The 21,698-nt window shown below is 59.2% G+C and carries 23 protein-coding genes and 1 tRNA gene; 13 read left to right on the top strand and 11 right to left on the bottom strand.

From position 1 onward, the window contains the following. Positions 1-176: 176 nt before the first annotated feature. Positions 177-1,112 (bottom strand): LysR family transcriptional regulator, encoded by a 936-nt coding sequence (locus DLM45_RS08440; RefSeq protein WP_181336707.1) that lies wholly within the window; start codon positions 1,110-1,112, stop codon positions 177-179. Between the two features lie 124 nt (positions 1,113-1,236). On the opposite strand from DLM45_RS08440, the gene DLM45_RS08445 reads away from it, so the two are divergent. Both DLM45_RS08445 and ycaC read left to right on the top strand, forming a co-directional pair. After that, positions 1,237-2,115, top strand: coding sequence for a pirin family protein (locus tag DLM45_RS08445; protein WP_181336708.1), 879 nt, complete (start codon positions 1,237-1,239; stop codon positions 2,113-2,115). Positions 2,116-2,214: 99 nt separating this feature from the next. Next, complete coding sequence (ycaC, locus tag DLM45_RS08450) at positions 2,215-2,844, top strand: isochorismate family cysteine hydrolase YcaC (RefSeq protein ID WP_181336709.1); 630 nt, start codon at positions 2,215-2,217, stop codon at positions 2,842-2,844. Positions 2,845-2,934: 90 nt separating this feature from the next. Here the strand turns inward: ycaC and DLM45_RS08455 are convergent, their stop codons facing one another. Beyond that, positions 2,935-3,795 carry a transporter gene (locus DLM45_RS08455; protein WP_181336710.1) on the bottom strand — a complete coding sequence of 287 codons (861 nt, stop codon included), beginning with the start codon at positions 3,793-3,795 and terminating at the stop codon, positions 2,935-2,937. Between the two features lie 119 nt (positions 3,796-3,914). On the opposite strand from DLM45_RS08455, the gene mntR reads away from it, so the two are divergent. After that, on the top strand, positions 3,915-4,361 hold the full coding sequence (mntR, locus tag DLM45_RS08460) for a manganese-binding transcriptional regulator MntR (protein ID WP_181336711.1): 447 nt from the start codon (positions 3,915-3,917) through the stop codon (positions 4,359-4,361). Between the two features lie 22 nt (positions 4,362-4,383). After that, a complete protein-coding gene (locus DLM45_RS08465) occupies positions 4,384-5,049 on the top strand; it encodes a Crp/Fnr family transcriptional regulator (protein ID WP_181336712.1) in 666 nt (221 codons plus the stop codon). A gap of 9 nt (positions 5,050-5,058) precedes the next feature. Here DLM45_RS08465 and DLM45_RS08470 read toward each other — a convergent pair whose 3' ends face one another. Then, positions 5,059-5,814 (bottom strand): DsbA family protein, encoded by a 756-nt coding sequence (locus tag DLM45_RS08470; protein ID WP_181336713.1) that lies wholly within the window; start codon positions 5,812-5,814, stop codon positions 5,059-5,061. A 185-nt stretch (positions 5,815-5,999) separates the two neighbouring features. On the opposite strand from DLM45_RS08470, the gene DLM45_RS08475 reads away from it, so the two are divergent. The 4 genes from DLM45_RS08475 to DLM45_RS08490 are packed head-to-tail and all read left to right on the top strand — an operon-like array spanning position 6,000 to position 8,023. Further along, a complete protein-coding gene (locus DLM45_RS08475) occupies positions 6,000-6,197 on the top strand; it encodes a YgaP-like transmembrane domain (protein ID WP_181336714.1) in 198 nt (65 codons plus the stop codon). A gap of 10 nt (positions 6,198-6,207) precedes the next feature. Beyond that, positions 6,208-6,663 carry a YeeE/YedE family protein gene (locus tag DLM45_RS08480; RefSeq protein WP_246317239.1) on the top strand — a complete coding sequence of 152 codons (456 nt, stop codon included), beginning with the start codon at positions 6,208-6,210 and terminating at the stop codon, positions 6,661-6,663. Next, positions 6,660-7,106, top strand: a complete 447-nt coding sequence (locus DLM45_RS08485; protein WP_181336715.1) for a DUF6691 family protein — start codon at positions 6,660-6,662, stop codon at positions 7,104-7,106. Before DLM45_RS08480 ends, DLM45_RS08485 begins: the two co-directional genes overlap by 4 nt. Before the next feature lie 23 nt (positions 7,107-7,129). Beyond that, a complete protein-coding gene (locus DLM45_RS08490; RefSeq protein WP_181336716.1) occupies positions 7,130-8,023 on the top strand; it encodes an MBL fold metallo-hydrolase in 894 nt (297 codons plus the stop codon). A gap of 41 nt (positions 8,024-8,064) precedes the next feature. Here the strand turns inward: DLM45_RS08490 and DLM45_RS08495 are convergent, their stop codons facing one another. From DLM45_RS08495 to cyoA, 5 genes are read right to left on the bottom strand one after another with little or no spacing between them, the layout of a single operon-like run. Continuing rightward, a complete protein-coding gene (locus tag DLM45_RS08495; RefSeq protein ID WP_181336717.1) occupies positions 8,065-8,754 on the bottom strand; it encodes an SURF1 family cytochrome oxidase biogenesis protein in 690 nt (229 codons plus the stop codon). Next, positions 8,751-9,137: a cytochrome o ubiquinol oxidase subunit IV gene (cyoD, locus tag DLM45_RS08500; protein WP_343062265.1), complete on the bottom strand. Its 387-nt coding sequence runs from the start codon at positions 9,135-9,137 to the stop codon at positions 8,751-8,753. The genes DLM45_RS08495 and cyoD overlap by 4 nt, the downstream gene beginning before the upstream one ends. After that, a complete protein-coding gene (gene cyoC / locus DLM45_RS08505) occupies positions 9,134-9,766 on the bottom strand; it encodes a cytochrome o ubiquinol oxidase subunit III (protein WP_181336718.1) in 633 nt (210 codons plus the stop codon). The genes cyoD and cyoC overlap by 4 nt, the downstream gene beginning before the upstream one ends. Next, positions 9,763-11,772 (bottom strand): cytochrome o ubiquinol oxidase subunit I, encoded by a 2,010-nt coding sequence (cyoB, locus tag DLM45_RS08510; protein WP_181336719.1) that lies wholly within the window; start codon positions 11,770-11,772, stop codon positions 9,763-9,765. Before cyoB ends, cyoC begins: the two co-directional genes overlap by 4 nt. A 9-nt stretch (positions 11,773-11,781) precedes the next feature. Next, the gene (gene cyoA / locus DLM45_RS08515) at positions 11,782-12,780 is read right to left on the bottom strand and encodes a ubiquinol oxidase subunit II (protein WP_181336720.1); all 999 of its coding nucleotides are present in this window, start codon (positions 12,778-12,780) and stop codon (positions 11,782-11,784) included. Positions 12,781-12,960: 180 nt separating this feature from the next. Here cyoA and DLM45_RS08520 point away from each other — a divergent pair, with 180 nt between their 5' ends. Further along, the gene (locus DLM45_RS08520; RefSeq protein ID WP_425485204.1) at positions 12,961-14,295 is read left to right on the top strand and encodes an MFS transporter; all 1,335 of its coding nucleotides are present in this window, start codon (positions 12,961-12,963) and stop codon (positions 14,293-14,295) included. A 307-nt stretch (positions 14,296-14,602) separates the two neighbouring features. Here DLM45_RS08520 and DLM45_RS08525 read toward each other — a convergent pair. From DLM45_RS08525 to DLM45_RS08535, 3 genes are all read right to left on the bottom strand, one after another. Then, a tRNA-Arg gene (locus tag DLM45_RS08525) sits at positions 14,603-14,679 on the bottom strand. 136 nt (positions 14,680-14,815) lie between these two features. After that, the gene (locus DLM45_RS16675; RefSeq protein WP_343062266.1) at positions 14,816-16,330 is read right to left on the bottom strand and encodes a sensor histidine kinase; all 1,515 of its coding nucleotides are present in this window, start codon (positions 16,328-16,330) and stop codon (positions 14,816-14,818) included. A gap of 25 nt (positions 16,331-16,355) precedes the next feature. Further along, on the bottom strand, positions 16,356-17,813 hold the full coding sequence (locus tag DLM45_RS08535; RefSeq protein ID WP_181336722.1) for a dihydrolipoyl dehydrogenase family protein: 1,458 nt from the start codon (positions 17,811-17,813) through the stop codon (positions 16,356-16,358). A 419-nt stretch (positions 17,814-18,232) separates the two neighbouring features. Between DLM45_RS08535 and rpmH the strand changes: the two genes are divergently transcribed. The 4 genes from rpmH to yihA all read left to right on the top strand — a co-directional run bounded on the left by rpmH (position 18,233) and on the right by yihA (position 21,687). Continuing rightward, on the top strand, positions 18,233-18,367 hold the full coding sequence (gene rpmH, locus DLM45_RS08540; RefSeq protein ID WP_181336723.1) for a 50S ribosomal protein L34: 135 nt from the start codon (positions 18,233-18,235) through the stop codon (positions 18,365-18,367). Between the two features lie 229 nt (positions 18,368-18,596). Further along, positions 18,597-19,001 (top strand): ribonuclease P protein component, encoded by a 405-nt coding sequence (gene rnpA, locus DLM45_RS08545; RefSeq protein ID WP_181338248.1) that lies wholly within the window; start codon positions 18,597-18,599, stop codon positions 18,999-19,001. Between the two features lie 91 nt (positions 19,002-19,092). Continuing rightward, a complete protein-coding gene (gene yidC / locus DLM45_RS08550) occupies positions 19,093-20,970 on the top strand; it encodes a membrane protein insertase YidC (protein ID WP_181336724.1) in 1,878 nt (625 codons plus the stop codon). A 57-nt stretch (positions 20,971-21,027) separates the two neighbouring features. Then, positions 21,028-21,687, top strand: a complete 660-nt coding sequence (gene yihA, locus DLM45_RS08555; protein WP_181336725.1) for a ribosome biogenesis GTP-binding protein YihA/YsxC — start codon at positions 21,028-21,030, stop codon at positions 21,685-21,687. Positions 21,688-21,698 lie beyond the last annotated feature (11 nt).

Below are 21,698 nucleotides of genomic sequence, written 5' to 3' on the forward strand. Positions count from 1 at the left end.
TGTTTGACGACGCGGCTTCAGACCGTCAAGCACCCCCTCTACAACGCGACGCTTAAATCGCTATCGGCACGGCCGCCAGAAGGGGTCGATTGTGCGTGTGGTGATGTTTGCGTTAAGGCGAGGACCGGGAATGGATAAAGCCGTCTTCCGTTATCGCTGCGCCGGATTTGGTCCGATCAGATCGTGACGCCGGATGCTTCGGGGGCGCGTTGCCCGCGCAATCTCTCGTATTCTGCTGCTAGAAAATCGATGAAGCTCCGGACGGATGGGAGCAGGCCGCGTCGCGATGGGAAAACGGCGTGAACGATGGCGCTGCGCGGCGCCCAATTCGGCGTGATGTCCACAAGCGCGCCTGAGGCAACGTGCGGGTCGACGACCATCGTCGGCAGCTTGACCACGCCGACGCCTTCGATCGCCGCGCTCAGAAGTTGCGCCATGTCGTCCGTGATGAGACGTGGTTTGTGCGTGATGCGAACGGACGCGCCGTCTGGGCCATGAAGCTCCCATGTGTGCTTCGCCATGGCGGGCGCCAGATCGAGGCTCGGCAATGCGCCGAGGTCCGCTGTCACGAGCGGCAATGGGAGACCTTTGACCAAGCCGGGGCTCGCCACCATGCGTTGCGGGCTTTTTCCCAGTGTTCGCATGACGAGGTCGGATTGTTCGAGCGGCGGAAAGCGAACGCGCAACGCAACGTCGATTCCCTCACCGATGACGTCGACGCGACGCGACGTGGATTCCAATTCGACCGTGACGCGCGGGTTGGCGGCCATGTAGCGGGCAATCATCGATCCGACTTCGAAGCAGACGAGCGCAGGGGGCGCGCTGATGCGGATGAGGCCCTGCGGCCCCGAGCGGGATCGTTCGATTGTTTCCTGCGCAGCGTCGGCCTCGACCAGCATGGCGACGCAGTGGCGGTAAAATTCCTGGCCGATCTCAGTAACGGCGAGCTTGCGCGTCGATCGCTGCAGCAAGCGCACGCCGAGGCGCTCTTCGAGCTCCTGGATGCGGCGGCTCAGTTTCGATTTCGGAATACCGAGCGCCCGGCCGGCAGCAGCGAAGCCGCCATGGTCCACCACCTGCACGAAGTAATAGAAGTCGTTGAGGTCTTGCATGCCGTATTGTCCCATAAATGGGACGATATGGTCAATTATCGATAGCTAGTGGCAATGTCGTTCCGAAACTAGGTTCTGTTTCAACAAAGGGCGCTTCCCCAGGCGCCCCCGAAAGGAGACAGCTATGCGACAGATCCTCGGCATCTATAGCGCGCCCCGGCAGCATTGGGTCGGCGACGGTTTTCCCGTTCGCACGATGCTTTCGCACCATGACCAGGGCGCTCACATCAGCCCCTTCATCATGCTGGACTATGCGGGTCCGGCGAAGTTCGCACCGACATCAGCGCGGCGCGGCGTGGGTCAGCATCCGCATAAGGGATTCGAGACCGTTACCATTGTCTACGAGGGTGAGGTTGAGCATCGGGATTCCACTGGAGCCGGTGGAACGATCGGACCTGGCGACGTTCAATGGATGACGGCGGCTTCGGGCATTCTGCATGAGGAGTTCCACTCTCCGAAGTTCGCTCGGACGGGCGGCAACTTCGAGATGGTGCAGCTCTGGGTCAACTTGCCGAAAAAAGACAAGGCAGCGAAACCCGGATATCAGAACCTGCTCGACGGAGACATTCCCTCGGTCGATCTGGCGAACGGTGCGGGCAGGGTGCGCGTGATCGCGGGAGGATTCGAATCTGCTAGAGGACCGGCGCGGACGTTTACGCCGATCAACATCTGGGATGTTCGTCTCGTCCGCGATAAGTCGGCGACGCTGGACGTTCCGGATGGGCACACGCTTTCGGTGATGGTGCTGTCCGGCAGCGTAAAGATCGATGGACGCGAAGTCGTGCGTGAGGCGCAGACGGTGATCCTTAGTCGCGATGGCGGCGGAATTACCATCGAGGCCGAAAGCGATGCCAAGCTGCTGGTGCTCAGCGGCGTGCCGATCGACGAGCCTGTCGTGGCGCACGGTCCGTTCGTCATGAACACTGTCGGAGAGATCAAGCAGGCCATGCTCGATTTCCAGGCTGGCAAGTTCGGCGCGATCGATGAGGCGCGCTTGCCCTAAACACGTGCGGCCCGGCTGCTACGCCGGGCCGTACGAGCCATGCACCGTTCCCAGCGGGCGCTCACGATCCAATCTATTTATTGAAGCAAGGAGCAAGACATGCCTACGCCGTACGTCCGTCTCGATAGGGACAATGCCGCTGTGCTGCTTGTCGATCATCAGACGGGACTTCTTTCGCTGGTGCGCGATATTGAGCCGGATAAATTCAAGAACAACGTGTTGGCGCTTGGGGATCTTGCCGCATACTTCAAATTGCCGACGATCCTGACGACGAGTTTTGAGGATGGTCCCAACGGGCCGATCGTGCCGGAGCTGAAAGCGCAGTTTCCCAACGCGCCGTTCATCGCGCGGCCCGGCCAGATCAACGCCTGGGACAACGAGGATTTCGTCAAAGCAGTGAAAGCAACCGGCAGGAAGCAACTCATCATCGCGGGCGTGGTGACAGAGGTGTGCGTAGCGTTTCCTGCGTTGTCGGCACTTGAGGAAGGTTACGAGGTTTTCGTCGTCACGGACGCTTCGGGCACGTTCAACGCGATGACGCGTGATGCAGCGTGGAGACGAATGGAGGCGGCGGGCGCTCAACTCATGACGTGGTTTGGAACGGCCTGCGAACTGCACCGCGATTGGCGCAATGACGTCGAGGGTCTTGGTACGCTCCTATCGAACCACATTCCTGACTACCGCAATTTGATTACGGCCTACAGCACGCTCAAGGGCGCGAAGGCGTAACGCTCGCCGAGTGTTCGGATGAAAACGACGTGTTCGATCGGGCCGGAAGCGTATTGCTTCTGGCCCGATCTGACGTAATGCGTTCAGCGTCTAGAAGCGCTGCGAAAAGCCAATGAATGGGTTGATGCGATCGGATGCGTCGGTGACGCCGAAGTTCATGCCTGCATCGAGCTGCAGGTTGTCCGTCACCGCATAGGTAACGCCGGTTCCAACCACGACCACGTTGCTGCCACGTGGATCATCGACGTTGAACATGGTCGAGACCTCGTAGTAGGTGCCGAACCTATCCGTCCATGCGTACGCCAGCGATGCGGATGCCAGATACTCGGTATGATAGGCAGCGTTTGTGTCGCTTTTGATCCAGCGCGCGCCGCCATTGAAGCCAAATTCAAACGTCTCCGAGAGCTTGAGTGCCAGCGGTATGATCAGGCCGCCTTCGACGTGATCTGGGCTGATGCCGTTGTTGCGATCCACTGGCAGGCTGACATAGGGCAGAAGCGCGAGTGCTGAGCCCGTCTCATCGAAGTTATCATTGCCCCAGAGATTGATCTTGGTGCGAAGGTCAACGCCGCCGATTCCAGACTCGCGGGATCGCGCGAAAGGATTTCGCTGGCGCGTGTGCACGATGCCGTGCGGCTGCCAGACGGCGTTGAATTCAACGGCGTTCGTGAGTCCAACTCGGATGTTGGTGGCTGCGAGATCGTACGCGTGGCTGATCGTGCCATCGGCGCTGGGGCGCGAGCGCGCGTAACCGAACAGATTGGTCTCAAACTGGATGTGTCCGGCGTCGACTGTGAATGGCGTTTCGACGGTATCCGGTCGATCCGTGCTCATTTCCCGCATCTGATGTCCGGGCGTGGGATTGAAGAGCGAATACTGGCTCTTTTCCCCCGCCAATGCGCTCGACAGCGTTCCCATAAACAGAGCAGCGCCGATGAGGAGATGCTTCACCCGATACCCCATTGAGTTCGACTCAAATTAGCCGAGACTCTATTTGTTATCTATGACTAACTTTTGAGTCAAGGCGGGCTTGGTGTAAGATCGGGGGAGTTAAAACTCAGAGAGAGACCATGACCTCGGCCGACGACCCAGCAACCATCGGAGCCAAGCCAGCCGAGCGCTTTCAGCGCGTTCGCGATGCGCACCAAACGGAGATGGCAGAGGACTATGTGGAACTGATTGCCGATCTCATCGATCAAAAAGGCGAAGCGCGGGTCGTTGACCTCGCGGAGTGCCTCGGCGTCAGCAAGCCGACGGTCAACAATGCAATTCATCGCTTGCAACGCGACGGCTTCGTAAAGAGCGAACCTTATCGCGCGATCTTTCTCACCGAGAAGGGTAAGCGCCTCGCCGTCATTTCAAAGGAACGGCATCGGATCGTCAGGGAATTTTTGATTGCGCACGGCGTTGACGCGGATACGGCGGATATGGACGCCGAGGGCATCGAGCACCATGTAAGCGAAGCTACGCTCGAGGCGTTTCGCAAATTCCTCAGCAAACCGCGACGCTCGCGATAGGCAATTCACAAGTAGAGACCAGATGACCGGTACAGATTGGATTGCCGCCTTCCCCGGACTTCAAAAGCTTGAGCCTGAGATTATAAAGCCGCTGATCGCGTCCAGTCAGATCGTGCGACTTCCGGCTGGCACGCGCATTTTTGGTCCCGGTCAGGCGCCCGAAGCTTACTTGCTGCTACTTGAGGGCACTGTGCGCGTTCAGCAGGTGTCTGAGACTGGCCGTGAGATCGTGCTTTATCGTGCGGCCGCGGGAGAGAGCTGCGCCCTGACCACGGCTTGCCTGATGGGATACGAAGAATATCAGGCCGAAGGTGTAACCGAGACTGACGTCGAGGCGGTGGCGATCCCGCGGGCGACATTTGATACGCTGATTGCGAGTTCGGCAGCGTTTCGGCGTTTCGTATTCACGGCCTTCAGTGTCCGCATTACGAACTTGTTCCGGGTCATCGAAGATATTGCATTCGCCCGCTTGGACGTGCGACTTGCGCAGCGTTTGCTCGAACGCGCCGGCGATACAAATCATATCGAGCTGACGCAGCAGCAATTGGCGGCGGAACTCGGCACCGCGCGCGAGGTGATAAGCCGACAGCTCAATGAGTTTCAGCGGCGGGGATGGATCGCCACCTCCCGCGGCGCCATCGATGTTCTCAACACCGATGGCTTGAGGCGGCTTGCTGCCGCCCCTTGACGATCTACTTCAGCAGACGTCGCAGCCTGCTTTGCGGATCTCATTCGCATGCTGCGTGATTTGCGCGATAAGTTCTTCCGGTGAGCCAGAGATGCCGTTGTGGCCGATGATATAAAGCGGCGTTGACGGGACGTTGAGGCGGTCGGCAAGCTGTTGTGCACGGCTTAGGGCGTCGCTTGTTTCGGGAGTGCGCGCGTCCTTTTTGAGCTTCTCGATGTCGAGCCCAAGCTTTGTTGCAATCTCGACGGCGCGCGCTTCGGTCATCTGACCCTTCTGCGTCATGAGCGCGTCGTGCAGGGTTTCGAACTTTCCTTGTTTGGTCGCAGCGATAACGATCCGCGACACGGCTTCGGAATCCTTGCCGAGGCTGGCGATGTCCTTCAGGACAAGCTTCGTATCGGGATTGGCCTTCAGGTAGTCTTTGATCTTCGGGTACGCTGCCCGGCAGTAAGGGCAGTTGTAGTCGTAGAACTCGACGATGATGACTTTCGCATCGGTAGCGCCAATCTCAGGTGAACCGGCGCTGTAAATGTCGCCCTTCAGATCGCGCAGAATGCGCTTCGTGTTGGCGGTTTGCTCGTCGGCTTCGAGTTTAAGGAGCGCGTCGCGAATAACCTGCGGGTTGGCCATGAGGTACTCGCGGATGTGCGAGTCGAGCTCGGAGCGATCTGTCGGAGCCGGATCCGCTATTGCGGAGCAACTGAGCCCGAGCAGGCCCGCACCAAGAATGCCGGCCAGAAGCCGCTTGAAGCTCGATGAGTGCATGTTGTCCTCGTGAGTGTTGGGGGGAGCGGCGCGGCGCTTCGGCACCGAATCTTGCCAAGGAACACTAATTTGCGATCCTGACGTGATATAGAATTATTTGCTTTTGTCGGTCTGTGACTTGGTCACATACGGCTGCCGGATGGTCTTCTAAGGATTATTCTCGATCTTTCGTCAGGAGGCCTGCTGTGACGGCAAATATTGGCACCATCGACCGCTACGTCCGCATTGTTGTGGGGATTGCGCTACTCGCTCTCGTATTCGTTGGACCCAAAACGCTTTGGGAGCTGGTCGGCATTGTGCCGTTGCTCACAGGTCTGGTTCGCTTCTGTCCGGCCTATTGCATCGCCGGCGTCGGCACCTGCCGTCGTTCCAGCCAGCCCTAAGGAGGCAGCCATGCACTTGCTTTTGAGCACCGGAATGAGTGGCTTTTCTCCAATATCCGCAGCGATTGGCGGCCTATGCATTGGTCTCGCGAGCGTGCTCCTCATGGCAACGACGGGGCGCATCGCAGGTATTAGCGGCTTCGTATCGCGCCTCTTGCCACCGTATGAAGACGGTCAATTTCTTGTCCGCGTCGCATTCGTCGCGGGCATCATTGCGGGACCAGCGATCTACGCGTTTACGAGCGGCACGCCTACCGAAGTCGATGTTACATCGAATGTCCCGCTGCTTATGGCTGCCGGGTTTCTTGTTGGTCTTGGTACGGTCATTGGCAGCGGCTGCACCAGCGGCCATGGCGTTTGCGGCACGGCGCGCCTTTCTGTCCGCTCCATTGTTGCAACGCTTTTGTTCTTAGCTACGGCGATGACGACAGTGTTTCTCATGCGCCATGTTTTGGGGGTCCAATGACACGCATCCTTGCGACATTCGTTTCCGGATTGCTGTTTGGCGTTGGCCTCGCCGTATCGGGGCTTATCAATCCGGCGAAGGTTCAGAGCTTCCTCGACATCGCAGGAGCATGGGACCCGAGCCTTGCCATCACGATGGCCGTCGCTGTGCTTACAACGTGGGCGGGCTACCGCGTGGTCTTCGCGCGGGGTGCGCCGTTGCTCGATAAGACATTTCATGTCCCGCCGACGGGCAGGGTTGATCGCCGCTTGGTGGCAGGCGCTCTGATCTTCGGCCTAGGTTGGGGACTGGTCGGGTTCTGCCCCGGACCTCTTGTGGCCGCGCTCCCGGTCGGTGCTACGCCTACGTTCGTGTTTGCTCTTGCCATGCTTGCCGGGATGGCTGCGGCTCGCTCGTTCGTAGCCTTTCAACCTGCTCCGGTTATGAAACCGAAACCTCGCTAACTCCGACAGCTCAGGAGACCCCCATGAATGCAATTCCGCATCCCGTTGATCTCTCGATGAAGCCGGAGGTGACTGCCTTCTTCGATCCGCTCACCAATACTGTGAGCTATGTCGTCAAAGATCCTGCATCGATGTCCTGTGCCGTCATCGATAGCGTGATGGACATCGACTACGCGGCGGGCCGCATCAGCTACGAGTCGGCGGATGCGATCATCGCGTTTATCCAGAAGCACGGGCTTAAACTCGAGTGGCTGATCGAGACCCATGCGCACGCCGACCATCTTTCCGCAGCGCCCTACATCCAGGGAAAGCTCGGCGGGAAGCTTGGCATCGGTGAGAACATCAAAATCGTGCAGGATGTGTTCGGTAAGATCTTCAACGAAGGTACTGAATTCCAGCGCGATGGCAGTCAGTTCGATCGCTTGTTCAAAGACGGCGATACCTACCAGATCGGCGGCATGACGGCGTTCGCGATGCTGACGCCGGGACACACGCCCGCGTGCATGACGCATGTGATCGGCGACGCCGCTTTTGTTGGCGACACTCTGTTTATGCCGGACGGCGGCACCGCGCGCGCGGATTTCCCCGGCGGTGACGCACATATTCTCTATCGGTCTACGAAGCGCGTTCTCTCGCTGCCTTTAGAGACGCGTCTCTTTATGTGCCACGACTATGGTCCGGGCGGGCGCGACATCAAGTGGGAGACAACCGTTGCCGAGCAGCGGTCCGAGAATATTCACGTCCGTGATGGTGTGAGCGAGGAAGAGTTCGTCAAGATGCGGACGACACGCGATGCGACCCTCGACCTACCGAGGCTCATTATTCCGTCTATTCAAGTGAACATGCGGGGCGGAAATCTGCCGGAACCTGACGAGCAGGGAAAGCGTCACCTGAAGGTGCCGATCAACGAACTCTGACGGCTAACGGATGGGATTGTTTGCAGCGGTTCCGTCCGTCGTCATGCGGATGGTTGACGCCGCAAAAACAATCCGGTCGCGACGAGGCAGAGCAGGCATAGGCTGAACCACGTCACTGCATAGATGAAGTGACTGTTGTGGAAGCGAACGATCGTGAGACCGCCGACCGGGTAGCCTCCCGGGTTTGGCGTCGCATCGGCATCGATGAAATAAGGTGCGACGGGGCCTGAGAGATTTCGCGCATGAGCGATGGCCTGAATGTCTCGCGAGTACCATCGGTCTTCTGCTGGAGCGTTGGAACGGAGAAAAGCGCCGCCTGGTTCATTGGCGCGCAGGAGGCCTTGGACCTCGACGCTCCCTAAGGGCAGTGCATTGGCGCGGTCTGCGGCGTGTTTGCGATCTTGGGGTACGAAGCCTCGGTTGATCAGCACGATACCCGCGTCGGTGCGTAACGGTGTGATGATCCACCATCCTGGACCCAATTCGGTCACAGCCTGAACGGCCGTTTCTCGATCATGCAGAAAAACGCCGCGGACTGTTACGCGTGTGTAAGCGTCATCCGGAGTCCAGTCGGCGAAACGAGGGGCTGGGATCGGTTGCGCGGAGAGGCGCGCCTCGACGTTTGCGATAAGAGCAGTTTTCCAGTGCAGGCGTTCGACTTGCCAGACACCCAGTCCGGCGAACAGGGCCGCCAGAACCACGCACAGGACTAGGAAAAGAGTCCGCTTCACATCGGCGGTGCGGCCGTTGGCGGAAGCGCCGGCGGCATCATGTTTCCGTGCAGGTGATACATGATCCAGAGCGATCCAGAAATGACGATGAGCACGATGATGGCGGTGAAAATCAGCGCCACAAGTGTCCAGCCGCTTTCGGAGCGCGTGTCGACGTGCAGGAAGTACACCGTGTGCACCAAGACCTGAATGACGGCCAGCAAAGTCACCAGCACAGCTGTTGGCGCGGCGCTGAGCACGCCCGACATCACGAGCCAGAACGGAATGGCCGTCAGCACAACCGACAGCAGAAAGCCGATCATGTAGTCCCGGCGCGAGCCATGCCCGGATTTATGCTTGTGGGCCGCGAGTCCAGCGTCGTGAGTGTTGTTTCGAACAGTCACTGGATGACTCCCAGCAGATAAACAAAGGTGAACACGCCGATCCAGACCACGTCGAGCAAGTGCCAGAACATGCCGAGGCACATCAGGCGTCGTTGGTTGTCGGGAATGAGGCCGTGCATTCCGACTTGCGCCAACATGACGGCGATCCAAATCAGTCCGAACGTCACGTGCAGTCCGTGAGTGCCGACGAGCGTGAAGAAGGCAGACAGGAATGCGCTGCGCTGTGGTGTGGCTCCCTCGGCGATCATATGAGAGAACTCGTAGAGTTCCACGGATATGAAGGCTAAGCCGAACAGGAACGTCAGGACCAGCCACATCTGTACTTTGGCTTGGTCGCCGTCCCGCATGGCCATCATGCCCATGCCGTAAGTGATCGACGAGATCAACAGGAAGGCCGTGTTCAACGCAACCAGCGGAAGCTCGAACAGCTCTCGCGGGGTTGGCCCGCCCGCGTAGGCCGTGAAGAGAACGCCATACGTCGCAAAGAGCGTCGCGAAGATGAGTGCGTCACTCATCAGGTAGATCCAGAATCCGAGCATCGTCGGACCTTCGTCCGAGTGATCGTGATGTTCGTCTTCAATCACGTAGAAGGTCGGCGTCGACGCCTTTTCATCAAGCGCTACGCTCATGCTCGGGCCTCCATAAGGCCGCGTGCGCGTTCATCGGCGGCGATCTCATCGACCGGCACGTAATATCCGCGATCGTAGCCGAAGGTGAAGTAGATCGAGTACACGAGCAACGTCGCGGCGCTCAGGGCCGCCAGCCACCAGATGTACCAGACCATTGCAAAGCCCAGGATCAACGCAAGGGCCGACATGATGACGCCTGCGCCGGTGTTGTTCGGCATGTGAACCGGGCGGAAGCCAGATGTGGGGCGCTTGTAGCCGTGAGTCTTCATGTCATGCCAAGCGTCCAGTTCGCGGATGACTGGTGTGAATGCGAAGTTATAGGCTGGCGGCGGAGACGTCGTTGACCATTCCAGAGTTCGCCCGTTCCAGGGATCGCCCGTCGTGTCGCGTAGCTTGTCGCGGTTTTTGATGCTGACGGCGATTTGAATGACGAACGCCAGAATGCCGACGAGGATGATCAGCGCTCCGATCCCGGCGACGAGGAACCAGGGCTGGAGCGATGGGTCTTCGAAGTAGCGTACCCGTCGCGTCGTTCCCATCAGACCAACGATGTAAATCGGAGTCCAAGCCACCCAGTAGCCGATTACCCAACCCCAGAAGCAGATCTTGCCCCAGAACGGATCGAGTTTGAAACCGAAGGCCTTGGGAAACCAGTAGGTCATTCCGGCAAACAAGCCGAACACCACGCCACCGATAATCACGTTGTGGAAGTGTGCGACCAGGAACAAGGAGTTGTGCAGCACGAAGTCTGCCGGAGGAACGGCCAGCAGAACGCCGGTCATGCCTCCGACCACGAACGTGATCATGAAGGCGACAACCCACATCATCGGCAGCTCGAAGCGTATCCGGCCGCGATACATCGTGAACAGCCAGTTGAATATCTTCGCGCCGGTCGGGATCGAGATGACCATCGTGGCGATGCCGAAGAAGGAGTTGACGCTCGCGCCAGCTCCCATCGTGAAGAAGTGATGCAGCCAGACGAGGTAGCTCAGAATGGTGATGACGACCGTCGCGTAGACCATCGACGTGTAGCCGAAGAGCGGCTTGCCGGAGAACGTCGGGGCGATTTCCGAATAGATTCCGAATACGGGGAGAACCAGGACGTACACCTCAGGGTGTCCCCAGATCCACACCAGATTCCAGTACATCATGGCGTTGCCGCCAAGGTCGTTGGTGAAGAAGTTGGTGTCGACGTAGCGGTCCAGCATCAGAAGCGCGAAGGCCGCGGTCAGCACTGGGAAGATCGCGATGGCGAGGACGTTGCTGCACAGTGCCGTCCACACGAAGACGGGCATCTTCATCAGGCCCATGCCGGGCGCGCGCATCTTGAAGATTGTCGTGACCATGTTGATAGCGGACAGAGTCGTGCCGATGCCCGCGATCTGAAGCGCCCATAAATAATAGTCTGGCCCGACACCTGGACTGTTCTCGACGTTTGCCACAGGCACGTAGTTCAGCCAGCCAGCCGTCGAAAACTCGCCGATGAAGAGCGATGCCATAACGAGCAACGCCCCGGCCACCGTGAGCCAGAAGCTGAGATTGTTCAGGAATGGAAAAGCGACGTCGCGCGCTCCGATCTGAAGCGGCATCACGAAATTGACGACGCCGACGATCAATGGAATCGCCACGAAGAAGATCATGATCGTACCGTGTGCGGTAAAGATCTGATCGTAATGGTGCGCGTTCAGATACCCTTCGGAACCGCCGAAGGCGAGCGCCTGCTGAAGCCTCATCATCACCGCGTCGGCAAAGCCGCGCAGCAGCATGACGATGCCCAGGATGATGTACATGATGCCGATTTTCTTATGGTCCACGCTGGTGAACCATTCACGCCAAAGCCAGCCCCAAAGCCTGTAACGCGTGACGAGTCCCAAGACCGCGAGGCCTATAACGGCGACCACTGCGAATGTGCCGACAAGGATCGGCTCGTGAATCGGGATCGAGTCCCAACTCAGGCGTCCGAATATCGGATCGACGGAAGTCGGACTGGCGTGATGCTCTGACATGTCGTCGGCCTAATGAGATCCGTTGTGAACGTCATCCGAAGAGGGCGGATGTGGCGAGGCTGTTGCGGAGCCCCGATCTTCTGCTGAGGCTGAGGGAACGTTATGGCCCGCATGCTTCATGTGCTCTGAAATGCAGGTTTGACCGGGCTTCACGCACCGATTGACGATGCGATCGAAGAGACCTTCCGGCGCAGCGCTGAACCACTGGATCGCGTTCTTCTCGGTCGGCGCTGCCAGCTTCAGGTAGTCACGAGTGGTCAACGGCGTGCTCGTCGCCTGCTTCTGACGTAGCCATTGGTCGAATTCGCTCTGCGCAATTCCGCGCAGGCGGAAGCGCATGTCTGAGAAACCAGCGCCGCTGTAGTTTGCCGAGAGCCCTTGATATTCGCCCGGCCTGTTGAGCACCGCATGAAGCTGGCTGCGCATTCCGGGCATTGTGTAAATCATTCCGGCGAGCGTCGGAGCGTAAAACGTATTCATCATATTGGCCGACGTCATATCGAAGCGAACCTCGCGATCGACCGGCAGAACCAGTTCATTGATCGATGCAACGTTCTGTTTTGGATAGATGAAAAGCCATTTCCAATCCAACGACACCACCTGGATGACCAGAGGCGCTTGACTGCGGTCCGCTGGCTTACCTTCGGCGATGCGATCCAGGCGACGGAATGGATCGAGCAGGTGAGTGCTCGACCAAGTGACTGCGCCCAAGCAAATGATAACCAGCAGCGGTATCGACCAGATTACCAGCTCAAGCCCGGTTGAGTGATGGAACTTTGGATCATAGGACGCGTCCTTGTTGCTTTCGCGATATCGCCAAGCAAACAGAACGATCAGTATTAGGACCGGTACGATGATCAACAGCATCAGCACGGTCGATATGTAAATCAAATTGCGCTGCTGGAGGGCGATGTCGCCTGCAGGATCCAGCACGTCTCCCTGACACCCTGCGAGCAGTCCGCAGAGGAGTATGACGGTAATGCCGCCTAGGCGCCGCGGGAAACTCATGATGCGCTCTCTCATGATACCGCTGATATTCTGGTCGTGCTTCGAGACACAACTGGACACAATGTCCGGCGGCAAGATCGCACCCCACAGGGATTCTATTGACACTTTGCTAGCAAAGGAGCAAGCCGATCCTCATCGAATTGCACCTCTTGTTCGCGTTCGAAACGATGCTGGAGTTGAATGATGAGCGCACTCACCGGTGCAGCAAACTCGACCTCACTCGAACGAGATGCTCGACAGATCAACGCAGATGATCACACGATTAAGCCTGGCGAAATTGCCATAGGCGTCATCATCGGCAGGACGAGCGAGTTCTTCGATTTTTTTGTTTACGCTCTGGCCTCGGTTCTGGTGTTTCCGTCGGTCGTATTTCCATTCGTCGACCCCGTCACCGGTACGCTCTACTCGTTCATGCTGTTTCCGTTGGCCTTCATTGCACGGCCTTTTGGGACACTTTTATTCATATGGATCGACCGCAATCATGGACGCGGCGTGAAGCTGACGTTGGCGCTCTTTCTTATGGGCGGGGCGACGATGGCGATCGCTTTGCTGCCGTCTTATGAGCAGATCGGATTGTTTTCGGTCGTCATGCTCGGCGCCTTCCGCTTCGGCCAAGGTATGGCTCTTGGCGGCGCTTGGGATGGTTTGCCGACGCTGTTGGCGTTGAACGCGCCTCGTAAGCAGCGTGGTTGGTATGCGATGATTCCGCAGCTCGGAGCGCCGCTCGGCCTCATCGTTGCAGCGGGTCTGTTCGCCTACTTTCTGATGAGCCTGACGCGTGAAGATTTTCTGAGTTGGGGATGGCGCTATCCGTTCTTCGTCGCGCTGGCCATCAATGTCGTCGCGTTGTTCGCGCGGTTGCGTTTGGTTGCGACGCCTGAGTTCGAACGTCTGTTCGAGAGCCGCGAGCTTCAGCCATCGCCTCCCTTTGAAACGCTTTTCAGCGAATGGCGCACGATTGCGTTGGGCGCGTTTGCGCCGCTTGCCAGCTTCGCTCTTTTCCACGTCGTCACAGTATTCCCGCTGTCGTGGGTGACGCTGTTTGCAAAAGAGAATGCCGTTCGGTTTCTCATGATCGAGATCGTTGGCGCGATGGTTGGCGTTCTTGCCGTTGTTGCCTCCGGTCTGTTGGCAGATCGCATTGGCCGGCGTCAGCTGCTGGCTATGTCGGCGATTGCGATTGGTGCGTACAGCGGCTTCGCGCCACAACTGCTGAACGCAGGGCCCGTCGGCGAGACGACATACATGCTCTTGGGATTTGCCCTGCTGGGTTTGGCGTTTGGGCAATCGACCGGCCTCGTCAATGATCGCTTCCCAATCGAGCATCGCTATACCGGTGCTGCGATCGTCGCCAATTCTGCCTGGTTAGTGGGTGCAGGTTTCGCTCCGCTCGTCGCGCTGTTTCTGTCGACCCGCTTCGGTCTTTGGTCCGTCGGCCTGTACTTGCTCTCCGGTGTGATTTGCACGTTGGCCGCCTTGATGATCAATCGCGATTGGGGCCTCGAGCACGAGTGAGGAATTCGTTCTGCTCGTGCGTGAGTGTTGCGGCTCTTCGATGAAGCTTCATCAGGTCGACCGGTGTCGCTCGCCGCTCGCCCATCAGAGTTTCGCGAAGACGTCGGTGTGAAAGAACGCGACGCAATCCCCAGCGACTGAATGCATTCGACGTCAGCTCCGTAGAACCAAAGGCAAGTGAGCACGCGAAGAGCGAGCTTGCGTGCGACGGCCTACGACGCTGCGAATTGTGGGCTGGTGCGACCGAGATGCCGACAAACCAAGGTCGTCTGCGAGGTCGGCATCAATGCTAAGGCATTGAAATCAATGGCGCGCCCGAAAGGATTCGAACCTCTGACCCCCAGATTCGTAGTCTGGTGCTCTATCCAGCTGAGCTACGGGCGCGCGGTCGTCGCTGCGGGCGAACCCGGGCCGTAGCCGGGCGACGAAGCACCACTGTCTAGTGGGTCAGGTTCGGATACGCAAGTGCCCGAAAGGGCCGAGCATCGCGCAAATCCGCCGCATGTTCGTTTGGTGCCGCCTAATCCACCGAACGGTCGGGCAGGACGATCCTGAAATGTGCGCCAATGCGGCTATCCACGAGGGTCAGACGGCCGCCGTGCGCCTGCACAAGTTCAGCGGCGATGACGAGGCCGAGGCCCGTGCCGCCCTTTTTCGTCGAGCCCTGAAACGCCTTGAACAGGTTTTCGCGTGCCTTCTGCGGCACGCCCGCGCCATTATCCCGGACGTCGATGATGACCTTTCGGCCCTCGCGGTGTGCGCTGATGCGAACCTCGCCGTCGGTTTTGCCCTCGATCCCCTCGATGGCCTGCATGGCGTTGCGGACGAGGTTGCTCATCGCGCGGAAGAGATGCTCGTGGTCGGCGTCGACCCGGAGCGTGGGATCGACGTCATCGACGAAGGCGATTGCGCCTTCGCGGGGGAGGCCCTGGCTGTCTGCCACTTCCTCGACCAGTGGCTTCAGCAACATAAGCTCGCGGCGAGGCGCGTCTTCTGACGCAGCGCCGAACTGCAGTGACGAATTACAAAACTGGATCGCGCGGTCGAGAGAGGCGATGAGCTTTGGAACGAAGCGCTGCACGGTCGGGTCAGGAATGTCGACGAGACGATCGGAAATAAGCTGAGCGTTGGCCAGCATGTTGCGAAGGTCATGATTGATCTTCGAAACGGCTAGGCCGAGTTGCGCGAGGCGATTGCGCTGGGAGAGCAAGCCGGAAAGCTGGCGTTGCATTGATGCAAGCTCGCGTTCGGCGATGCCGATTTCATCCATGCGTCCGGATTCGGGCATGATGCGTGCAGCGTCTTCCGGGTCTTCGGAGAAGTGCAGCATGTTGCGTGTCAGGCGCGTCAGCGGTTTTACGAAGAGGCGGCTCAGCGCGAAGTAGACGACGAAAGCCGTCATCAGCGACAGTATGATCGAGAGCCACAGAATGTTCAGGCCGTAACGCACCATCGCGGCTTTGAGCGGCGCTTCGGGTATTACGATTTCGATCAGATCATTGTTGTCTGGTCCTGCGTGCCCGGCCACGCGGATGGTGCGGCCGCCACCGTCCGTCAGTGTGGTGATGGCATCGCTGACTTGCGAGATCTTCAGCCCAAGCCCTTCCCAGAACGAGTCCGGTTCACGCTGGAGGTAATAAACGTAGTCGATCGTGAGATCGCCCTGAGCGGGTAGCACGAGGCGGCGCTCGCCCTCGCGACGGGAGGCAATCGCACGAACCTCGGCTGTGCGCAGCAGGTCGGCGCGCAATGCTGACGGGATCTGGCCGCCGGGGAATGCGTCCGAGGCGAGGGCTGCGAGTTGAGCTGCCGTCAACCGTTCTTGCAGCCACCTCACGCGGTAGTTGGCGATGGCGGGCAGGAAGATCAGCGTTTCTGCGATCAGCACGAAAAGAGCCGTCAACGCGATCAGTTTCGCCGCCAGACCGCGGTTGCTCCAAAAGCGCAGCATGCCCCGCCAGCTCACGCCGGACCCACTGGTATCCGCCGCGTTCTTTTCGCTTACTTCACTGCTGTCGGGAATCGCACGTTGCACGAACGAGAGCCTAGTCCCAGGTTGATTAACCGAGCTTGCTGAGCCAGCTAATTATCTTACGCACAAACGGACTGCTTGGCGCCGTTGCAAAGTAACGGAAAGCCGCGCGTTTGTTAATTTCGGTGAATGTTGGGGTTGGGGCGGTCCATTCGACCATCGCCCGAATATTCAGCCCTTTGGAGATGGCCAGAGACCACATCTGGATGATCTCGCCAGCCCCGGCGCCAACAATCGCCGCACCAAGGATCTTGCCTCGCTTCGTCGTTATGACTTTGAGGTGACCGTCTGTCTCGCGTTCGGCCTGGGCGCGGTCGATCTCATGGTAGGGCCAGCGCAGCACGTTCACTTTGCCGTAGCGGGCGTGGGCGTCGGTTTCGGAGAGGCCGACAGTCGCCAGCTCGGGGTCGGTGAAGACGACGCGTGGTGCGCTCTTGCCGAGCGTTTTGGCGGGAAGACGGAAGAGAGCGCGGCGCATGATGACGTTTGCTTGCTCGTCCGCGACGTGGGCGTTCTGCGGTCCGCCCGTGACGTCTCCGATTGCGTAGACGCGCCGGTTGCGCGTGCGCAGGCCAGCATCAACCTGGATGCCGCGTGCATCCGTACGAATGCCAGCCGCTTCGAGCCCCAAATTGGCAACGTTCGGCTTTCGCCCCGTGGCGAGGAAGATGTCGCTTCCGCTGATGCGAAAAGGACCGTCCTGCCCTTCAAGCTCAACGGTGATGTTGCCGCGCTCTCCGGAAATGCGCAGGATGCGCACGCCTTCATGGATGGCAATTCCTTCGCCTGCCAGTCGCGTGAGAAGCACTGCGGACAGTTCCGGATCCTCACCAGCAAGCGCCTGGGTGCTATCCAGCACAGTCACGTGCGATCCAAGGCGGGCATAGGCTTGCGCGATTTCCAGTCCGGTCGCGCCCGCGCCGATGACGATCAGGTGCGGGATGGGTGCGGTGTTGGTGAAGATCGATGCGCTTGTGAGATAAGCGACGTCGGATAGGCCCGGAATTGGCGGCACAAGTTGCGATGATCCGGTGGCGATGACGAACCGGCGTGCGCTTATGCGGGCGTCTCCAGCGGCGACGGTGGACTTGTCGACGAAGCGGGCTGGGGCGGTGATAATGCGGACGCCGAGGCCCGCGAAGCGCTCTGGGGCGGCGTTCAAAGATGCGCGCGTTACAACCTGCCGGATGTGCTGTTGGACCAGCGCGTGATCGACAATCGGTTCGACGCCGCGAACGCCGAAAGGTGAGGCCGTTCGCATGGCGTGCGCGCGTTTCGCGGCCGCCAGCAACGCTTTCGACGGGATCGTGCCGTAGTTCAAGCTCTCGCCGCCCATCTTGTGCTTTTCGACCACGACAACGCGCTGGCCGAAGGCGGCGAGCATCAGAGCGAGCGTTAAGCCACCCGCTCCCGCGCCGATGATGCAGAAGTCGGTATCGATGGTCTCAGCACCGTTTGCGTCCTTGATTGGCGTGTCCTTCGGCATATCCGTCTTTCCATCGCGCGCTTGCCGGGGGTCGTCCGGCTTCGGGCTTGCGGCACTCTCGGCGCACGCTAAAGGTGAACGCCGAGCGAGACTAGAACGGGCGTATGCGTTGCGTGGGGAAAAGCATCAGCAACTCTACCGGTCGCCAGATGCTTGGCGCTTCGGCTTCGGAAAGCCTCGTGACCGGCGGGAGAAGGTGCCGAGGCTGAAATTTGTGCTACAAGAGCCGTTCGACCGCAGGTGCAGCGCGTTGACTTGGCCTCGCGTGCAACCTATAAGAACCGCGAATTCCGGAGCACTTGCGTTTCGGCCCGGGCCCCAAGCTCGCCGCGCAGTGCTTATCTAAGCATCGGAAAAGCAACAGTTTTTTGCTTCGCCCAAACAGGCGAATGCGAAGCCTATTTTGGACGGAGAGTTCCGTGAAGCGCACGTATCAACCGAGCCGGCTCGTTCGCAAGCGCCGCCATGGTTTCCGCAAGCGGATGTTGACCGCTGGTGGTCAGAGAGTTCTGGCTCGCCGTCGCGCCAAGGGCCGTAAGCGCCTTTCGGCCTAGTCACTTATACCGCATACCAGACATCCAAACGCGCGGTCGCGATGAGTGGCCGCGCGAAATGCGTTTGATTGTGTGTCGGCTGAACGGCGCCAGCGCGCTGCTAGCGCCGGACGATGGTTTCCGAGCAGAGTATCAGGGCAATTGACCCATTTGCCGGTGTGGTCGAGCCGGTTCTGAGGTATCTGAAACCGGTTGTTGGCTCGGCGGCACGGAGGCGCGCATTCCCGTTCTGGAGACGCTCAAAGTCAGAAGCGAATTTCTGGCGGTTCGCGGCGGCAAGCGCTTTTCGACTCCGGCGTTTCTCATCGAGATGCGGTCGCGCGGTGCCAGCGGCGATGCGGGCGGCCCCAGGTTCGGTTTTACGATCACCAAGAAGATCGGGAACGCGGTCGTTCGGAACCGCATTCGACGGCGTCTGAAGGCGGCTTTTGCCTCGACGGCCGCTCAGGAGGCGCGACAGGGCTGCGATTATGTGATCGTGGCGCGTCTCGCGGCTCTTGAGAGGCCCTATCCGCAATTACTGGATGACGTGGCCCGGGCTTTGAAATCGCTTCACGACCCTGTCACCGACCGGCGGAATCCCGCCTCCAAGGCCCGGCCGACCGTAGATAAGGTCAAAAAAAGCCGAACGTGACGGGGTGACCCCTTCCTTTTATGAGCAGTTTCGGCCATCGCTTCCGGGGCCTGAAGACAGGCGCAGACGGCGACGCTGACCCGAGGACTTGATGAGCGCTCCTAACGATCCAAAAGACCACAACAATCTGATGTTTGCGGTCGCCCTGTCGATTCTCTTCCTCATGGGCTGGCAGTACTTTTTCGCGCGTCCTCAGATCGAGCAGGAGCAGGCGCGCCAGGAATACAGCCGAAAACTCGATGCGCAGAACAAGGGCACGGAGTCTTCCGGTAATCCGCCGAACGTCGCCAATACGCCCGTCGCGCCGCCGACCACGGATATGCCCCAGGTTAATCAGAGCGCCGCACCGGCCGCTCCTGTTTCGCGTGACGAAGCTCTAAAGGCATCGCCGCGGATCGCGATCGCGACGCCGTCTCTCGAAGGCTCGATCGCTCTCAAGGGCGGTCGCATCGACGACCTCATCCTCGCCAAGTATCGCGAGACGGTCGATCCCAATAGTCCGAAGGTTACGCTCCTTTCGCCGGCCGGATCTCCCGACCCTTACTTCGTCGAGTACGGTTGGGTGCCGCAATCGGGCACCGGCGTGAAGACGCCAGATCGGGAGTCACTTTGGACCGTTGAGAACGGCTCGACGTTGACCGCCGAAACGCCCGTTCAGTTGAAGTGGGACAACGGCAGCGACCTCGTTTTCCATCGCACGATCTCTGTCGACAAAGACTACATGTTCAAGGTCGTCGATGAGATCGAGAACAAGACCGGCGCCGACGTTACACTGATGCCGTATGCACGCGTGCATCGCACCGGCCATCCGCCGTCTCAGTTTTATTCGGTTCTCCATGAAGGCCTCGTCGGTGTGTCGGGCGATCACGGCTTGCAGGAATTCCGGTTCGCTGATGCGCTGAAGAGCGGCGTGCCGACGACCTTCGAAAACGTTGTCGGCGGCTGGCTCGGCATTACGGACAAGTATTGGGGAACGTCGCTCGTTCCCGATCAGAAGCAGCCATACCGGGCGATGTATTCCGCTCTCGCGGCGCGCGATCCGGCGGGCAAGGATGCGTTCCAGACGGACTATCTGCGCGGCGCTGTGACGGTTGCTCCGGGTGCGCGTAAGGGCGTGGAAGGCCATCTCTATGCGGGCGCCAAGCAGGCGACCCTGATCGATGGTTATGAGCGGTCGCTCAATATTCTCAAGTTCAACAAGATGATCGACTGGGGATGGTTCCACTTCATCACCCGGCCGCTGTTTCAGTTGATGGAATTCATCAACGGTATCGTTCACAATTTCGGAATCACGATTCTCATCCTGACGCTGATCGTGAAGGCTGCCTTCTATCCGCTTGCCAACAAGCAATACGAGAGCATGGCGCGGATGAAGAAGCTGCAGCCGGAAATGCAGCGGATCAAAGAGACGTATAAGGACGACCCACAACGACAGCAGAAAGAGGTGTTCGACCTCTATAAGACGCAGAAGATCAATCCGCTTGCCGGGTGTTGGCCGGTCCTGCTGCAGATTCCGGTCTTCTTCGCGCTCTACAAGGTGCTGTTCGTTACCATCGACATGCGGCATGCGCCGTTCTTCGGATGGATCCACGATCTTTCTGCGCCGGACCCGACGTCGCTGTTCAATCTCTTCGGATTGCTTCCCTTCGACTCGCCCGCGTTTTTGCATATCGGCGCTTGGCCGCTGATCATGGGCGCGACGATGTGGGTTCAAATGCAACTCAACCCGCCGCAGCCGGATCCCATCCAGCAGCAGATCTTCCAGTGGATGCCCGTGATGTTCACGTTCCTGCTGGCGAGCTTCCCCGCTGGTCTCGTGATCTACTGGGCCTGGAGCAACACGCTTTCGATCGCGCAGCAGATTCACATCAACAAGCGCAACGGCGCTGAAGTGCATCTGCTCGATAATCTCAAACGGACATTCTTGCCGCTCTTGAGATTGTTCGGGGCCAGTGGTTCCGGAAAATGAGGACGATGCAAAATCGTAGTCGTCAGGCGGCAACGCGGCAGCGTATCCGGTTTCGCCATGCCGCTGCCTGACGAAGGACCGTCGCCGGAAGACATCGAGGCAGGGCGGTTACTGTTCGCGCGCGCCTGGACGTTTTCCCGGGGTTCGCCGGATCTCGATCACCTTGCGCCGGACGATCGGCCGGAGATTGCATTCGCGGGGCGTTCGAATGTCGGCAAGTCCACGCTGATCAACGCGCTTGTCGGTCAGCATGGGTTGGCGCGAGCTTCGAACACGCCGGGGCGGACGCAAGAGCTGAACTTCTTCGTCGAGCCCGAGCGCGCTCTTTATCTCGTCGATATGCCCGGTTACGGCTTCGCCGAAGCGCCTAAGGACAAAGTGGCGGCGTGGAACCGTACGCTTCGCGGCTATCTGGCTGGGCGTCGGTCGCTGCTCAGAGTGTTTCTTCTGGTCGATGCGCGCCATGGCCTGAAGGCCGTCGACAACGAGATCATGGCCCTCCTGGATGGCGCAGCCGTCTCGTATCAGGTTGTGCTGACGAAGGCCGACAAGATCAAAGAGACAGAACTCGCTCGCGTCATCGAGAAATCGAAGCTCAGCCTTGCGAAGCATCCGGCCGCGTATCCTGATGTCATTGCGACGTCAGCGGACAAGGGAACCGGATTTGAAGTTCTGCGCGCCACGATCGCGAAACTTCTCGAAGCGCATGGCGGCTGAATTTGTCTAAG

This window comes from Hyphomicrobium methylovorum, from assembly GCF_013626205.1.
GTDB classification, from domain to species: domain Bacteria; phylum Pseudomonadota; class Alphaproteobacteria; order Rhizobiales; family Hyphomicrobiaceae; genus Hyphomicrobium_B; species Hyphomicrobium_B methylovorum.

Bases quoted from the DNA above. Each gene is read 5' to 3' on its own strand.
- DLM45_RS08440 (WP_181336707.1), bottom strand. From the start codon at position 1,112: ATGCAAGACCTCAACGACTTCTATTACTTCGTGCAGGTGGTGGACCAT.
- DLM45_RS08490 (WP_181336716.1), top strand. From the start codon at position 7,130: ATGAATGCAATTCCGCATCCCGTTGATCTCTCGATGAAGCCGGAGGTG.
- yidC (WP_181336724.1), top strand. From the start codon at position 19,093: ATGAGCGCTCCTAACGATCCAAAAGACCACAACAATCTGATGTTTGCG.
- DLM45_RS08535 (WP_181336722.1), bottom strand. From the start codon at position 17,813: ATGCCGAAGGACACGCCAATCAAGGACGCAAACGGTGCTGAGACCATC.
- DLM45_RS08480 (WP_246317239.1), top strand. From the start codon at position 6,208: ATGCACTTGCTTTTGAGCACCGGAATGAGTGGCTTTTCTCCAATATCC.
- DLM45_RS08485 (WP_181336715.1), top strand. From the start codon at position 6,660: ATGACACGCATCCTTGCGACATTCGTTTCCGGATTGCTGTTTGGCGTT.
- DLM45_RS08465 (WP_181336712.1), top strand. From the start codon at position 4,384: ATGACCGGTACAGATTGGATTGCCGCCTTCCCCGGACTTCAAAAGCTT.
- DLM45_RS08445 (WP_181336708.1), top strand. From the start codon at position 1,237: ATGCGACAGATCCTCGGCATCTATAGCGCGCCCCGGCAGCATTGGGTC.
- DLM45_RS08470 (WP_181336713.1), bottom strand. From the start codon at position 5,814: ATGCACTCATCGAGCTTCAAGCGGCTTCTGGCCGGCATTCTTGGTGCG.
- mntR (WP_181336711.1), top strand. From the start codon at position 3,915: ATGACCTCGGCCGACGACCCAGCAACCATCGGAGCCAAGCCAGCCGAG.
- DLM45_RS08520 (WP_425485204.1), top strand. From the start codon at position 12,961: ATGATGAGCGCACTCACCGGTGCAGCAAACTCGACCTCACTCGAACGA.
- cyoC (WP_181336718.1), bottom strand. From the start codon at position 9,766: ATGAGCGTAGCGCTTGATGAAAAGGCGTCGACGCCGACCTTCTACGTG.
- yihA (WP_181336725.1), top strand. From the start codon at position 21,028: ATGCCGCTGCCTGACGAAGGACCGTCGCCGGAAGACATCGAGGCAGGG.
- cyoB (WP_181336719.1), bottom strand. From the start codon at position 11,772: ATGTCAGAGCATCACGCCAGTCCGACTTCCGTCGATCCGATATTCGGA.
- cyoA (WP_181336720.1), bottom strand. From the start codon at position 12,780: ATGAGTTTCCCGCGGCGCCTAGGCGGCATTACCGTCATACTCCTCTGC.
- ycaC (WP_181336709.1), top strand. From the start codon at position 2,215: ATGCCTACGCCGTACGTCCGTCTCGATAGGGACAATGCCGCTGTGCTG.